General features: G+C 63.2%; 12 protein-coding genes. 10 read left to right on the top strand and 2 right to left on the bottom strand.

What is annotated here, in order from left to right:
* Positions 1 to 72 precede the first annotated feature (72 nt).
* From C9990_RS19005 to C9990_RS18980, 5 genes are all read left to right on the top strand, one after another.
* Positions 73 to 543 carry an Lrp/AsnC family transcriptional regulator gene (locus C9990_RS19005; protein ID WP_065910374.1) on the top strand — a complete coding sequence of 157 codons (471 nt, stop codon included), beginning with the start codon at positions 73 to 75 and terminating at the stop codon, positions 541 to 543.
* Positions 544 to 1,794: 1,251 nt separating this feature from the next.
* On the top strand, positions 1,795 to 2,385 hold the full coding sequence (locus tag C9990_RS18995) for an antibiotic biosynthesis monooxygenase (protein ID WP_065906127.1): 591 nt from the start codon (positions 1,795 to 1,797) through the stop codon (positions 2,383 to 2,385).
* The gene (locus C9990_RS18990) at positions 2,382 to 4,220 is read left to right on the top strand and encodes an amidohydrolase (protein WP_106804282.1); all 1,839 of its coding nucleotides are present in this window, start codon (positions 2,382 to 2,384) and stop codon (positions 4,218 to 4,220) included. The genes C9990_RS18995 and C9990_RS18990 overlap by 4 nt, the downstream gene beginning before the upstream one ends.
* Before the next feature lie 20 nt (positions 4,221 to 4,240).
* Positions 4,241 to 4,858, top strand: a complete 618-nt coding sequence (gene ycaC, locus C9990_RS18985; protein ID WP_027607149.1) for an isochorismate family cysteine hydrolase YcaC — start codon at positions 4,241 to 4,243, stop codon at positions 4,856 to 4,858.
* 179 nt (positions 4,859 to 5,037) lie between these two features.
* Positions 5,038 to 5,919, top strand: coding sequence for a LysR family transcriptional regulator (locus C9990_RS18980; RefSeq protein ID WP_065906129.1), 882 nt, complete (start codon positions 5,038 to 5,040; stop codon positions 5,917 to 5,919).
* Here C9990_RS18980 and C9990_RS18975 read toward each other — a convergent pair.
* On the bottom strand, positions 5,906 to 6,943 hold the full coding sequence (locus tag C9990_RS18975; RefSeq protein ID WP_106804281.1) for an AraC family transcriptional regulator: 1,038 nt from the start codon (positions 6,941 to 6,943) through the stop codon (positions 5,906 to 5,908). The genes C9990_RS18980 and C9990_RS18975 overlap by 14 nt on opposite strands.
* A 1-nt stretch (position 6,944) precedes the next feature.
* Complete coding sequence (locus C9990_RS18970) at positions 6,945 to 7,859, bottom strand: GGDEF domain-containing protein (RefSeq protein WP_106804280.1); 915 nt, start codon at positions 7,857 to 7,859, stop codon at positions 6,945 to 6,947.
* Positions 7,860 to 8,247: 388 nt separating this feature from the next.
* Between C9990_RS18970 and C9990_RS18965 the strand changes: the two genes are divergently transcribed.
* The 5 genes from C9990_RS18965 to C9990_RS18945 all read left to right on the top strand — a co-directional run bounded on the left by C9990_RS18965 (position 8,248) and on the right by C9990_RS18945 (position 14,673).
* Positions 8,248 to 10,761, top strand: a complete 2,514-nt coding sequence (locus C9990_RS18965) for a TonB-dependent receptor (RefSeq protein ID WP_106804279.1) — start codon at positions 8,248 to 8,250, stop codon at positions 10,759 to 10,761.
* Positions 10,762 to 10,836: 75 nt separating this feature from the next.
* Positions 10,837 to 12,702, top strand: a complete 1,866-nt coding sequence (locus C9990_RS18960; RefSeq protein ID WP_106804278.1) for a phytase — start codon at positions 10,837 to 10,839, stop codon at positions 12,700 to 12,702.
* Between the two features lie 46 nt (positions 12,703 to 12,748).
* Complete coding sequence (tolQ, locus tag C9990_RS18955; protein ID WP_106804277.1) at positions 12,749 to 13,441, top strand: protein TolQ; 693 nt, start codon at positions 12,749 to 12,751, stop codon at positions 13,439 to 13,441.
* A gap of 15 nt (positions 13,442 to 13,456) precedes the next feature.
* A complete protein-coding gene (tolR, locus tag C9990_RS18950) occupies positions 13,457 to 13,903 on the top strand; it encodes a protein TolR (protein WP_065906140.1) in 447 nt (148 codons plus the stop codon).
* Positions 13,900 to 14,673: an energy transducer TonB gene (locus C9990_RS18945; protein ID WP_106804276.1), complete on the top strand. Its 774-nt coding sequence runs from the start codon at positions 13,900 to 13,902 to the stop codon at positions 14,671 to 14,673. Before tolR ends, C9990_RS18945 begins: the two co-directional genes overlap by 4 nt.
* The last annotated feature ends 749 nt before the right edge of the window (positions 14,674 to 15,422 follow it).

Below are 15,422 nucleotides of genomic sequence, written 5' to 3'. Positions count from 1 at the left end.
ATTGCAAAGTTTGCTGCCAAATCCCACGTACCGGGATGAAAACCCGATAAAAACAACAATCAGAGGCAAGATATGCCCGTGAGTCTCGATCGTACCGACAAGGCCCTTTTAAACGCGCTGCAAGGCAATGCGCGCCTCACCGTAGCCGAACTGGCCGAGCGGGTGTCCCTCACCACCTCGCCCTGCTGGCGCCGCGTGCGCAACCTCGAAGAGAGCGGCGTGATCAGCGGTTACCAGGCGATCCTGTCGCCCAAGGCGCTGGGGTATGGCGTGACGGCGTTTGTCAGCATCATGATGGACAGCCACACCCAGGAAATTGCCCGCGCGTTTGAGCAGCGGCTGCTTGAAATCCCGGAAATCGTGGCGTGTCATAACGTGTCGGGGCGGTATGACTTTTTGCTTGAAGTGGTGGCCAGGGACCTTGAATCGTTCGGAGAGTTTGCGCGGGAGGTGTTGCAGACGCTGCCTTGTGTTAAGGAGATTTATTCGAGTTTTTCCTACAAGTCGGTGCGGGCTTTGCGGGTTATTCCGTTGCCGGGGTGACGGTCGGGTTTGCATTCTTTTATTTGGGTAACGGCTGCTATTGGTTGCGCCCTTACGGCGCGTCACTTTTGGAAAAGAGCCCCAAAAGTAACCAAAAGGGCTCTTGCCCCAACACTCGGCACCTCGCCTAGGCTCGGTGTGCCCGTAATCCGACATTGATTTGGGGGGCCGCCGCCACGCGCCATCCATGGCGCGGGGCGGCTAAACCGGCATCCCTGCCGGTTTACCCCCCAAATCAATATCGAATTCCGGCCAGCGTGTTTGATGGGGCGCCTAGGATCAAGATCAAGATCAAGATCAAGATCAAGATCAAAAGCAAAAGCAAAAGCACGGCGGCCTGACAGCCGGCCTGAGTGGTTAGATCAAGAGCAGAAATCTGTAGGGGCCGGCTCTTACAGGGGATTGGCGGTGTTGGCCTCGATACCGGCCTGTCGCAAGCAGCCTTGAGTCACCCCCCATAATCCGCCGCCCCAAAGATCAAATGTGGGAGCCGTCGAGCCCCAGCGAGGCCGCGAAGGCGGCGGCATTGCCAATGAATTTAGTGCCTGACACACCGCTTTCGCGGCCTCGCTGGGGCTCGACGGCTCCCACAGGGAATCGGCGGTCTTGGTCTCGATACCGGCCTGTCGCAAGCAGCCTTGAGTCACACCCCGTAATCCGCCGCCCCAAAGGATCAAATGTGGGAGCCGTCGAGCCCCAGCGAGGCCGCGAAGGCGGTGGTATTGCCGAAGTATTTCGCGCCTGACACACCGCTTTCGCGGCCTCGCCGGGGCTCGACGGCTCCCACAGGGAATCGGCGGTGTCGGCCTCAATACCGGCCTGGCGTAAACAACCACAACCCACGATGCGAAGCGAGTCGCTTTTGATCTTGATCTTGATCTAGGCGCCCCATCAAACACGCTGGCCGAACGCAGGCTTGAATCCGTGGGTAACCCGGCAGGACGCCGGGTTAGCCGCACTGGGCCAAGGATGGCCCATTGCGGCGGCCTACGGATTCAAGCCGGAGTGAGGGCACACCGAGCCTAGGCGAGGTGCCGAGTGTTGGGGCAAGAGCGTTTTGGTTACTTTTGCGCTGTTCAAAAGTGACCCGCTGTAAGAGCGGAACCATACGCGGCCATTACCCAAATAACGGATATACACTCAACCTCAATCTCAACGTCCCCCACCAAACAGCACGTACATCCAATTTTCCCCACCCCCCATCCCCCCAAACTCCTCTCACCGCCAAACCATCAAGGCAGAGGGGCACCCATGCACCCAGCACCCAAAACCGGACCCGACGAAGTCGTCACCCTGGTCGTCAAACACCTGATCAAACCCGGCCAGGAAGCCAACTACGAAACCTGGCTACGCCACATCGTACGAATCGCCGGCGCGCGCCCCGGGCACCTCGGTGTCGACGTCGTGCGCAGCAAACAGAACGGCCTGGCGCTGTTCACCTGCGTATTGCGCTACCGCTCCACCGATGACCTGCAAACCTGGCTCGATTCCGCCGAGCGCAAAACCCTGATCGCCGAAGCCACACCCATGCTGGCGGACGGCGACAACACCGAAATCGGCGCGGTCAACGAGTTCTGGTTCACGCCCCTGGCCGACAGCGCCGCCAAGCCGCCGCGCTGGAAACAGGCGGTGGTCACCCTGTGCGTGATCCTGCCGCTGACCCTGCTGGTGCCCATCGTGTGGGGCCCGGTCCTGCGCCTGCACCCGTTTTTATCCAACTACGTGGTCGCGACCTTCCTGGTGACGCTGACCATCGTGCTGCTGGTGGTCTACCTGCTGATGCCGGCCGCCACCCGCCTGTTCGCTCCCTGGCTTGAAGCCTCAGTAAAGGAAACCCTATGAACGCCGATCTGATTCTGTTCAATGGCCAGTTCCACACCGTGGACCGTGAAAACCCGCGCGCCACCGCCGTCGCTATTCATGAAGGCCGCTTTGTCGTCGTCGGCACCGACGGTGAAGCCCTGGCTCTGCGCGGCAGTGGCACCCAGGTCATCGACCTCAAGGGCCGTACCGTGATCCCCGGCCTCAACGACTCGCACCTGCACCTGATCCGTGGCGGGCTCAACTACAACCTCGAACTGCGCTGGGAAGGCGTGCCGTCGCTGGCCGATGCCTTGCGCATGCTCAAGGACCAGGCTGATCGCACCCCGACGCCGCAATGGGTACGCGTGGTCGGCGGCTGGAACGAATTCCAGTTCGCCGAAAAACGCATGCCCACCCTCGACGAACTCAACCAGGCCGCGCCCGACACGCCGGTGTTCGTGCTGCACCTGTATGACCGTGCCTTGCTCAACCGCGCTGCACTGCGCGTGGCCGGCTATACCAAGGACACGCCGAACCCGCCGGGCGGTGAGATCGTGCGCGACAGTCACGGCAACCCCACCGGCATGCTGGTGGCGCGTCCCAACGCGATGATCCTCTACTCGACCTTGGCCAAAGGCCCGAAACTGCCGCTGGAATATCAGGTCAACTCCACCCGTCAGTTCATGCGCGAACTTAATCGCCTCGGCCTGACCAGCGCCATCGATGCCGGTGGCGGCTTCCAGAATTACCCCGATGACTACGCGGTGATCGAACAACTGGCCAAGGATCAACAGTTGACGGTGCGCATCGCCTACAACCTGTTCACCCAGAAGCCCAAGGAAGAACTCAGCGACTTCAAGCACTGGACCTCCAGCGTCAGTCTGCATCAGGGCGACGATTATCTGCGCCACAACGGCGCCGGCGAGATGCTGGTGTTCTCTGCCGCCGACTTCGAAGACTTCCTCGAGCCGCGTCCCGACCTGCCGCAGAGCATGGAGCAGGAGTTGGAGCCGGTGGTGCGCCATCTGGTGGAGCAGCGCTGGCCGTTCCGCCTGCATGCCACCTATGACGAGTCCATTTCGCGCATGCTCGACGTGTTCGAGAAGGTCAATCGCGACATTCCGTTCAATGGCCTGCCGTGGTTTTTCGACCATGCCGAAACCATCACGCCGAAAAATATCGAGCGCGTGCGCGCCCTCGGCGGCGGTATTGCGATCCAGGACCGCATGGCGTTCCAGGGTGAATACTTTGTCGAGCGCTACGGCGCCAAGGCGGCCGAAGCCACGCCGCCGATCAAGCGCATGCTCGCCGAAGGCGTGCCGGTAGGCGCCGGTACCGATGCCACGCGGGTCTCCAGCTACAACCCGTGGACCTCGCTGTACTGGATGGTCAGCGGCCGCACCGTGGGCGGCCTGGAGCTGCACGCCGAAGGCCTGCCGCGCCTGACTGCGCTGGAACTGTTCACCCATGGCAGCGCCTGGTTCTCGTCCGAGCAGGGCAAGAAGGGCCAGATCAAGGTCGGCCAGTTGGCGGACGTGGCGGCGCTGTCGGCGGATTTTTTCAGCGTCGATGAAGAGGCCATCAAGTGGATCGAATCGGTGCTGACCGTGGTCGGCGGCAAGGTGGTGTACGGCGCCGGCGACTTCGACGATGTCGCGCCACCGCGTGTGCCGGTGCTGCCGGACTGGTCGCCGGTGGTCAAGGTGCCGGGGCACTGGCGCCCGACTTCACCGGTGCAGGCTCAGGTTCACCAGTGCAGCGGCCCGTGCGGCGTGCATTCCCACAGCCATGAAAAGGCCCGCCTCAGCAGCGTGCCGGTCAGCGACTTCCAGGGTTTCTGGGGCGCGTTTGGCTGCTCGTGTTTTGCTTTTTAAACCCCCGAAGGAGTTAACCCATGACTTACAAGCGCTTGAACAAAGATGACGCGGTGGTGCTGTTGGTGGATCACCAGACCGGCCTGATCTCGCTGGTGCAGGATTTCTCCCCCAACGAATTCAAGAACAACGTGCTGGCCCTGGCCGATGTGGCGAAGTTCTTCAACCTGCCGACCATCCTGACCACCAGTTTTGAAGGCGGTCCTAACGGCCCACTGGTGCCAGAGCTCAAGGCACTGTTCCCGGACGCGCCGTACATCGCCCGCCCTGGCCAGATCAACGCCTGGGACAACGAAGATTTCGTCAAGGCGGTCAAGGCTACCGGTCGTAAGCAGATCATCATTGCCGGCGTGGTGACGGACGTGTGCGTCGCGTTCCCGACCCTGTGCGCGCTCGACGAAGGCTTCGAGGTGTTCGTGGTCACCGACGCCTCCGGTACTTTCAACGAAACTGTGCAACAAGCCGCCTGGGCCCGTATGACCGCCGCCGGTGCGCAACTGGTGAACTGGTTCGCCGTGGCTTGTGAGCTGCAAGTGGACTGGCGCAACGACATGGAAGGCCTGGCCAACCTGCTGTCGCCGCGCATCCCCAACTACCGCAACCTGATGAACAGCTACTCGGCGTTTACTGCCAAGTAACCGGTTTTCAAGCCTGTAGGTGATCAATGTGGGAGGGGGCTTGCCCCCGATAGCGGTGTATCAGTCAAAGCTATTGAGACTGACACACCGCAATCGGGGGCAAGCCCCCTCCCACATTTGATTTGTGGTGTTGCGACCATCCGGTTATAAACCTCCAAACTGTCCACCGAGAAGCGACAATGAACCCCTTCGAAGACATGCGCCTGTTCTGCCAGGTCATGGAATCCGGCAGCTTCACCGCCGCCGCCGAACAGCTCGGCCTGTCCAAGCAGTTCGTCAGCCGCCGCCTGATCCAGCTGGAAGACCGCCTCGGCGTGCGCCTGCTCAACCGCTCCACCCGCCGCCTGGACGTCACGCCGCTGGGGCAGAGTTACTACGAATCCGCCTTGCGCCTGCTCACCGAAGTCGAGCAAGTGGAGCAGGGCATCGCCGGCCAGAACAGCGAACCGCGCGGCACCCTGCGCCTCAGCGCGCCGTTGTCGTTTGCGATGGCGCACCTGGGCTGCCTGTTGCCGCAGTTTTTGCAGCGCTATCCCCAGGTGTCGGTGGAAGTCGACCTCAGCGACCGCCCGGTGGATTTGATCGGCGAAGGCTACGACCTGGTGCTGCGCATCGGCACCCTGGAAGATTCCACCCTGATTGCCCGCCGTATCGCCAGCATCCCGCGCGTCTACTGCGCCAGCCCGGATTACCTGGCCCTGCGCGGCACCCCGCAGAAACCCGACGATCTTGCCGACCACGACTGCCTTCCCTACGGCCATGGCCGCCAGGTGCAGTGGCGCTTCAAAGGCAAGCTGCAGGCGCTGAACGTCAGCGGGCGCATGCGCGTCAACAATGGCGAGCTGCTGCGCGACACCGCGATTGCCGGGCTGGGCGTCACCTACTTGCCGACCTTTATCGTCGGCGAGGCCTTGAAGGACGGGCGCCTGGTGAGTGTACTGGACGACTTCGCCCCCGAAGCCCTGACCCTGTCGGCGGTGTACCCGCAGCACCGGCAAAGCTCACGACCCGTCCAGGCGCTGGTGGAGTTCTTGCGCGAACGCCTGGCTAGTGGCTGTTGAACAACTGGCGGATCAGGTTCGGGGTGCTGCCGGTCCAGCGCTTGAATGAGCGTCGGAAGTTGGCTGCGTCGTTGAAATTCAGGTACGCCGCCACTTCCTCATTGCTGTAGCCCTTGACCTGGTACAGGTGCAACGCCACCTGCTTGCGCACGCGGTCCACCTGCTGCTGAAAACCGGTGTCGTGCTTGTGCAGTTTGCGCTTGAGGGTCGCCGGGCTCATCGCAAACGCCTGGGCCGCCTGTTCCAGGCTCGGCGGCTGGCGTACCTGATCGCGCAGGTAGTCGTAGAGGCAGTCGAGAAAGCTGCCGGCAAAGCCCAAGTGTTCGATCTGCTCGCAGGCCTGGCGACGTGCGACCTGGCCGGCAGTGGCCGAGGCACCCGGCCACGGGTGGGTGAGGTATTCGCGCGGAATGCTGAGCATGTCCAGCGGGCGCGCAAAGCGCGTGCTTTCGCCCAGGTTCACCCAGTACTGCTCGACATAACGCGGCTCGGCGTGGCTGAAACTGCACGCCCACGGCAGCCGCTGGCCGCTCAGCCATTGGCTCATGGCAACCAGTGAGGTCACGCTGGCCTCCAGCAGGAAACGCCAGTGCTCGCCGGCGCCGCAACTGTCGAGCCAATACAGGTAGGCGTGGTGCTCATCCAGCTCCAGTTGCAGGCTGACCAATGGGCTGAGCAGCACTTGCTGCTGGATGAGGAGTTCGAGTGCCTGGTGCAGGTTCTGCGCGTGGCCCAGGGCGTGACTGGCGGCGCCGTAGTAGCCGGGCAGCAGGCGTTGGCCAAACAGGAAGCTGCTGTCGTCGGCATCCAGCAGTTTGCGACTGTTGCCGATCAGGGCCAGGAACTGCTGCGGGCTCAACCGCGCGTTGCCGGCCAGGATGTCCTCGTGGAACAGCCCGGTGCCGCGCAGCAGGCGATGGCTGTCGATGTCGCGGGACAAGGCCAGGTCGATCAAGGTAGCGGGTTGGTAATGCCCGGGGATAAAGCGCGTGTCGCTTTCATACCAGCTGGTCTTGACGGCCATCTCAGGCACTTTTCGCCAGCGGTTGCTTGGCCCGTGCCAGCGCCAGGTTGAGGCGCTTGAGCAGGTCGTGGGGCGACTCGTCCAGGGCCATCACCACCGCCGTAGTCGCGGCCAATTGCAGGCGTTCGCCCTGTTGGCGGGTCTTGTGGGCCAGGCCACGCACGGCCTGTTGCAACTCCAGCGCCAGCACCTGGGCCTGGCGTTCGCCGGTGTTGGGCAACAGCACCACAAAACGGTCGCCGGCCAGGCGGCACAGCAAGTCCTGGCGGCGCAGGTTGAGCAACAGCAAATGGCTCAGGGCCTGCAACACCGCGTCGCCCTCGACGTGCCCGAAAGCCTGGTTGATAGCGGCAAAGTTATCCAGGTCCAGGGCCAGCAGTGACAGCGGTTGTTGTTGCTCGCGGCTGTCCTGCAGGCTGTCGGCCAACTGGCGCTTGAGGTAGTCGGCGCCGGCCAGCGGCGTGAGTTTGTCGAACAGCCGATGCTCGCGAAACAGCCGTTCGCGCTTCTCCATTTGCGCGCTGATCGCCAGTTGTTCGCGGTGCCAGTGGTAGATGCCGATGGTCAGCAGGATCATGCCGACCGGCATCGGCCCGGACTCCAGCCAGTGGTCCCAGGTGATGCTGTCGGGCAGGCGGATAAATTCGTCGAGGCTGTCGATCCACCAGGAAAAGAAGATGCACGACAGCCCCAGCGCGAGGTAATTGGTGACGCGCCCGGCGGGTCGGCTTTTCAGCACCAGGCCCAGCCACACCAGTGCCAACAGGGCCGAGCCGCCTTCGCCGAAGATGTCCAGCCAGGCCCATTCACTGACGTATTTCAACTCGCCGCAGGCCAGGTGCAGGATCAGCCCGAGGTTGGCGGCAACCAGCAGCAGCGCGAGTTTCCAGCGATGGGGTTTGAGCACGGAGAACATGGCCGCGAGTCCTTGGGCAAATGAGCGATGGGCGCCAGCACAGCAGATGCATGTGACGGTTGGATGACGGTGGGGGAGGGTCGAATCAGCTCATGGGATAAATAAAATTTCCCGCCAAACGCCGAACAAATGTGGGAGCGGGCGTGCTCGCGAAAGCGTTACGTCAGTTGGCCCATCTGTTCCTGAACGGCCGCTTTCGCGAGCAAGCCCGCTCCCACACTTAATCGAGGTCATATCAGCTCATTTGCCCCGGCATAGGGCCTCAAAAGCCCGGTTTACGGGCCTTCGTGCCGATCCCTGTCACAGAACCGTCATCCCCCACCCCTAGCTTGCCCTCCCAGTTGCCGGGCCTCTTGCCTGGCGCCAATGGATTCTTGGGGAGGATTGCATGTACAAGCGCACCGGGCTCGTCAGCTTCACGCTCACTGCCTTGGCCCTGGCGATGGCCAGCGAGCGGCTCAACGCTGCCGAGGCGGCCACCACCGAGCACGTCGAAGTGGTTGGCCAGGCGGCCGCCATGGACCAGGCGCTCAAGGAGCAGCGCCGCTCCGACAGCATCAAGAGCGTGGTGCATGCCGACGGCGTGGCCCAGTTGCCGGATGAAAACGTCGCCGAAGCGGTGCAGCGCCTGCCGGGCATCAGCGTCGAGCGCGACCAGGGTGAAGGGCGCTTTGTCAGCGTGCGCGGCCTGGGCCCGGACCTCAACAGCGTGACCATCAACGGCACCCTGGTGCCCGCGCCGGAAAGCGCGCGCCGCGCGGTGGCGCTCGATGTGCTGCCCTCGGAACTGGTGCAATCGCTGTCGGTGATCAAGACCCTCACGCCGGACATGGACGCCAACTCCCTCGGCGGTACCGTCGACGTGCAAAGCCTGTCGGCCTTCGACCACAAGGGCCTGTTCTACACCGGCAGCAGCGAAGCCAGCTACGACAAGAACACCCGCCAGACCAGCCCCAAGTTCTCCGGCGCCGCCAGTAACCGTTTCAGCCTTGGCGACGGCATCGACAACTTTGGCGTGGCCGCCGCCCTCAGTTGGCAGAAGCGCGACTTCGGCTCGGACAACGTCGAGACCGGCGGCGCCTGGGACTTCACCGATGGCGCCAGACTCAACGAGTTCGAACAGCGCGACTACGACATCAGCCGCGAACGCGCCGGGGGTGGCCTGAACTTCGACTACAAGCCCGATGACCTCAGCAGCTACTACTTGCGCACTCTCTACAGCCGCTACAAGGACAGCGAGACCCGCAACTCCACCAGCATCGAGTTTGCCGACCCCCAGGCGCCCGGCGAACTGGGCGATGCCGAGGGCAAGCGCAAGCTGAAGAATCGCGAGGAAACCCAGGAGATCCAGTCCTACGTGTTCGGCGGCGAACGCATGCTCGGCCTCTGGACCTTGAGCGGCCAGGCCGGCTACAGCCAGTCCAGCGAAGACAGCCCGGCGCACATTGCCGGCGCCACTTTTGACGGCGGCGACTTCGCCAACAGCGGCTTCTATGACAAGGACAAGCCGCGTCCGATCATCGGCGCCGGTTTCTACGACGCGAGCAACTTCACCCTCGACAAGGTCGACTGGGAGAAGCAGAACACCAAGGACACCGAGAAAAACCTGCGCCTGGACCTGGCTCGCGACTATGACCTCGGCGGCTACGCGTCCCAGGTCAAGTTCGGCGGCAAGGTCAGCCGTCGCAACAAGGACAACGACCTGGAGGCCTGGGTCTACCAAGACTTCGACACCCTGGGCTTCACCGCCGACCAGCTCAACCTCACTCAATTTCAGAAGGGCTCTGTCGACTATCGCCTCGGCAACTACGGCCCCGGCATCAGCCCCGGCGCGATCAAGCAGTTGATCGGCAGTCTCAACCCGGCGGATTTCTATGACGAGACTGAATCGCGGGTCAACGACTTCACCATCCGCGAGGACATCAATGCCGGCTACCTGATGAACACCGTCGATATCGACGACTGGCGCTTTATCGCCGGCCTGCGCTACGAGGGCACCGAGTTCGAAGCCAAGGGCACCGGCGCGACCGATGGAGTGTTCACGCCCACCGAAACCAAGCGCCGCTATCACCACTGGCTGCCCGGCCTGCATGCGCGCTACCAGATCGACAAGAACACCCAATTGCGCGCCGCCTGGACCAAATCCGTGGTGCGCCCGACCTTCGGCCAGCTGGCGCCGGGGTTTGTCATCGACGATGACGAAGCCACCTTCGGCAACCCGGACCTCAAGCCCCTGGAGTCGAGCAACCTGGACCTGGGCATCGAGCATTTCATGGGGCGCGCCGGGACCGTGTCGGCGTTCGTGTTCTACAAGGACATCAAGAATTTCGTCTACAACACCGACCTGGCCGGCACTGGCGCCTGGACCAACTTCGCCGAGGCCCACACCTACGCCAACGGCGACAGCGCCAAGCTCTACGGCCTGGAACTGGCCTACTCGCAGAAATTCGACTGGCTGCCCGCGCCGTGGAACGGCTTGCTGATCGGTGCCAACAGCACGTTCAGCCGCTCCAGCGCCGATATCGAAGGCTTCGACAGTGCCAGCGGCCGTAATCGCAAGCGCAACATCAGCCTGCCGAACCAGTCGGACACCGTCGGCAACCTGATGCTCGGTTGGGAAAACGACAGGCTCAGCCTGCGCGTGTCGGCCAACTACAAGTCGGCGTACCTGTATGAACTCGCCTCGATCAACGACAAGGCCCACGACCTGCACGTCGACGCGCAGACCTTCGTGGACTTCAGCGCGCGCTACTCGCTGAGTAAAAACCTGCAGGTCAGCTTCGAGGCGCAGAACCTCACCGATGAGTCGTACTACGTCTACACCGGCCATCGCAGCTACAACGGCCAATACGAAGAGTACGGCCCGACCTACAAGCTGGGCCTGACCTTCACCCATTTCTGAATTCAACACATTCCAGCTGCAGGCGCTGGCTTGCCTGGAGCTGATCTCCATCGTATTCGAAGGATTTGCACGTTAATGAGAATGTCCAAGCTGTACCTGTTGATTGCCCTGGCCACCTGCGGCCACGCCCTGGCCGGCGACCTGGCGCTGACCCCGTGGGCACCTGGCCTCAAGGCTGAAGCCGTGGCCTTCCTGCCCAACAGCCCCGAGCGCCTGGCCGCCGGCACCCGCGACGGCCTGCAATTGCTCGATCGCCAAGGCGCGGAACTGGCGCGCTTCAAGGGCAATTTCAGCAGCCTCGACACCCGCGCCGCCGGCGCCCAGGTGGTGGCCGCCAGTCTCGACAACGACCGCCAGCAGGCGCTGTTGATCAACCTGGATGTCGCCGGCAAGCGCTTTGGCAAGCCGCTGTACTTGCCGACCCGCGACTTTGCGGTAAATGGCCTGTGCCTTTACCGCGATGCAGCAGCCAACCTGTTTGTGTTCCTGGTCGGTGAAGAGGGCAAGGGCGAGCAATGGCTGGTGGGCAATGGCGCCACGTTATTGAGTGAGGCCCAGCGCGTGCGCGGGGTGCCGCTGCCGCCGTCGGCGCAGTTCTGCCAGGTTGATGACGCCACCCAGCAGTTGCTGGTGAATGAAGAAAACATCGGTTGGTGGGCCTATCCGGCGCACCCGGAAGCCGAGGTCAAGCGCACGCCGGTGGCGCTGTTCGACACGCCCAGGCGGGAAGCCGGGGCCATGGCGTCGGTGCCCGGCGGGATGGTCGCATTGGATCCCAAGACCGCCCAGCTGCACCTGTTCCAGCACACCGGCGAGCGTTGGGTCGAGCAATCGAGCCTGAGCCTGCCAGGCCTCAAAGAGCCGGAGCAACTGACGGTCAACGGCCGGCAACTGCTGGTGCGTGACGACGACACCGGCGCGCTCTACCAGGCCACCCTCGACTGGCAGGCCCAGCCGGTGGCGGCGGTGCCGGTGCTGCCGGAAGTCGCCGCCGTGCGCCAGACCGACCCGGTCGGCCGCCAGGGCGATGCAGCGGATGATCCGGCGATCTGGATTCACCCCGGGCAACCGGCGAAAAGCCGCGTGCTCGGCACCAACAAGAAACAGGGCCTGCTCGCCTATGACCTCGACGGCAAGCTGCTGCAGGAGCTGGCCGTAGGGCGCCTCAACAACGTCGATGTACGCCCCAACTTCAAACTCGGCCAGCGCACGGTCGACCTGGCCGTGGCGAGCAATCGTGATCACAACAGCTTGAGTCTGTTCAGCATCGACCGCCAGAGCGGCGAGTTGCGCGAAGCCGGTGAGGTGCCGACGCCGCTCAAGGAAATCTACGGCATCTGCCTGTTCCAGCCGGCCAGTGGGGAGATCTACGCGATCGCCAACGGCAAGGATGGCACCTTCCTGCAATACCGCCTCAGCGCGCCGGATGGCCGTGCGCAGGGTGAGCTGGTGCGCCAGTTCAAGGTCGACAGCCAACCCGAAGGCTGCGTGGCCGACGACCAGCGCCAGCGCCTGTTTATCGGCGAGGAAGATGTCGGCGTGTGGGCGGTGGACGCCCGCGCCGATCAACCGGCGACCCTGACCAACGTGATCAAGGTCGGCCCCCAACTGCACGCGGACGTCGAAGGCCTGGCGCTGTACCAGAGCGACAAGCGCGACTACCTGGTGATCTCCAGCCAAGGCAATGACAGCTACCTGGTGGTGGATGCCGAACCACCGTTTGCCGTGCACGGCGCTTTCCGCGTGGGCCTGAACGCGGCCGCCGGCATCGATGGCGCCTCGGAAACCGATGGCCTGGAAGTTACCGCCATCAACCTCGGCGGGCCATGGAGCCAGGGCATGCTGGTGGTGCAGGACGGGCGCAAGCGCATGCCCGAGCAGACCCAGAACTTCAAGTTCGTGCCCTGGGCCGACGTGACCCGCGCACTGAAATTGCCCTGAACCGCCATCACCCGGTCATCACTTTTTAATCGAATAGGACATCACCATGCACGCGACGATGGAACATATGACGATCTGGGGTTTGATCAGCGACGCCAGCCTGTTGGTCAAGGCCGTAATGCTCACCTTGCTGTTGGCCTCGTTGCTCAGCTGGTACCTGATAATCCAGCGCGCCAGTGTGCTGCGGCGCCTGGAGCGCCAGTTGAATGGCTTCGTGCAGCGCTTTCGCGCGGCGCCGGACTTGCAGGCGTTGTGCCGTGAAACCGTGCAGGCAGGTGAGGGCGGCGTGGCGCCGATCTTTACCGCCGGGGTCCACGAATACCAGCACCTGCACAGTCATGACCCGGCGGTGCTGGAAGGTGTGGAGCGCGCCTTGCAGGTGGCGATCACCGAGCAGGAAGTCGAGCTGGAAAAGGGCTTGCAGTTCCTCGCGACCGTGGGCTCGGTCAGTCCCTATATCGGTCTGTTCGGCACAGTGTGGGGGATCATGAACTCGTTCATCGGCCTGTCCCAGGTGCAACAGGCGACCTTGTCCACGGTGGCCCCGGGCATTGCCGAAGCCTTGATTGCAACGGCCATCGGCCTGTTTGCGGCGATCCCCGCAGTGATCGCCTACAACCGTTTTGCCGCGCGCAGCCAGACGCTGCTCACGCGCTACTACGCCTTCGGCAACGAGCTGCAAGTGCGCCTGCACCGCACTCTGCGCGGTACGCCGATCAACCTGGCCGTGGCCGCCTGAACAAGGAGCAAGCCGATGTTAACCAGGCCGCAACGCAAGCACGGGCCCAAGGCCGAGATGAACGTGGTGCCGTATATCGACGTGATGCTGGTGCTGCTGGTGATCTTCATGGTCACCGCGCCGATGCTGACCCAGGGCGTGAAGATCGATCTGCCCAAGGTCGCCGCCGAGGCGCTGGCCACCGACACGCGCCAGCAGATCCTCACGCTGTCGGTGAAGGCTGACGGCGGCTATTACTGGAACCTTGGCGGCGAACTCGACACCCAGCACCAGACCGACAGCGCCGTGACCCTCGACGAAATGGGCGCCAAGGTCATGCAAGTGGTGGCGGCGCGCAGCGACACCCAGGTGTACATCCGCGCCGACGACAACGCCGGTTACGGGCGTGTGGTCGCGGCCATGGCGGTGTTGCAGAAAGGCGGGGTGAGCAACCTGGGGTTGGTGACCGAGGCCCCGCAATGACGGCGATGATCATGCACAGTGAGACGCTGACGCTGGCGCCCCGGGAGCCGTCCGGGTTCTGGAGAAACAGCGTCGCGGCGAGCCTGGCGGTAGCGCTGCACGCAGGGGTGCTGGCAGCGCTGATGCTGGGTTGGTCGGCGGAAAAAGTGCCGGAGGACACACCCAGGGTCATGCATACCCAATTGGTGATGCTGCCGCCTGCGCCCGTGCCTGCTCCCGCACCTGAGCCGGTGGCCTTCACGCCACCGGAGCCTGTGGCTGTGCCCGTGCCGATGCCGGTCAAACCCACGGTCGATCCACAGGTCCAGGCGCAGAAACTCGAGAAGGCCGCGTTGGCACGCAAGCGCGTCGAAGAGCAGAAAATCGAGGCACAACAGCAGCGCCTGGCCACCGAGCAGCGCAACCGTGAACAGGCGCAACAACGCCTCGACCAGCAGCGCCTGGCCGCCGAAACAGCCCGCGTCGCTGCCCCCGCAGCAGCGCCGGCACCGGCCTTCGACAGCCGCCAATACCAGCCCTTGAGCAAGGAAGCGCCGGACTACCCCGAGCGTGCCCTCGACAAGAACATCGAAGGTGACTGCTCGGTGGAATACACAGTGAACACCCAGGGCCGCGTGGAAAACCCCAAAGTGCTCGATGGCTGTCACCCGTTGTTTATCCGGCCGTCACTGGCAGCGGCGAACACCTTCCGCTACCAGCCCAGGATCGTTGACGGCAAAGCCGTTCCCGTGCCGGCGGTGCGCAACACCTTCCACTACCGCATCGAGTGATATCCCGTAGCCAACACCGGGCCCTCTGTGGGAGCGGGCTTGCTCGCGAAAGCGGTGGGTCAGTCGATGAATGTGTTGACTGACAGTCCGCCTTCGCGGGCAAGCCCGCTCCCACCTTTGTAATCGGTGCAGTCTGCAGATCCTTGCGATCTCCACTACCGCATCAAGTGATATCCCGCAGTCAACACCGGGTCCCCTGTGGGAGCGGGCTTGCTCGCGAAAGCGGTGGGTCAGTCGATGAATGTGTTGACTGACAGTCCGCCTTCGCGGGCAAGCCCGCTCCCACCTTTGTGATCGGTGCAGTCTGCATGTCCTTGCAATCTCCACTACCGCATCAAGTGATATCCCGCAGTCAACACCGGCCCCCCTGTGGGAGCGGGCTTGCTCGCGAAAGCGGTGGATCAGTCGATGAATTTGTTGACTGACAGTCCGCCTTCGCGAGCAAGCCCGCTCCCACCTTTGTAATCGGTGCAGTCTGCAGATCCTTGCAATCTCCACTACCGCATCAAGTGATATCCCGCAGTCAACACCGGGCCCCTTGTGGGAGCGGGCTTGCTCGCGAAAGCGGTGGGTCAGTCGATGAATGTGTTGACTGACAGTCCGCCTTCGCGGGCAAGCCCGCTCCCACCTTTGTGATCGGTGCAGTCTGCAGATCCTTGCAATCTCCACTACCGCATCAAGTGATATCCCGCAGTCAACACCGGGCCCCCTGTGGGAGCGGGCTTGAACTGGTCAAGTAATCTTGGACA

The sequence above is a fragment of the Pseudomonas sp. S5D5 genome (assembly GCF_003013355.1).
In the GTDB taxonomy this organism is placed as follows: domain Bacteria; phylum Pseudomonadota; class Gammaproteobacteria; order Pseudomonadales; family Pseudomonadaceae; genus Aquipseudomonas; species Aquipseudomonas aylmerensis.
Note: the sequence above shows the minus strand (reverse complement) of the source record. Positions and strands in the feature narration are given on the sequence as shown.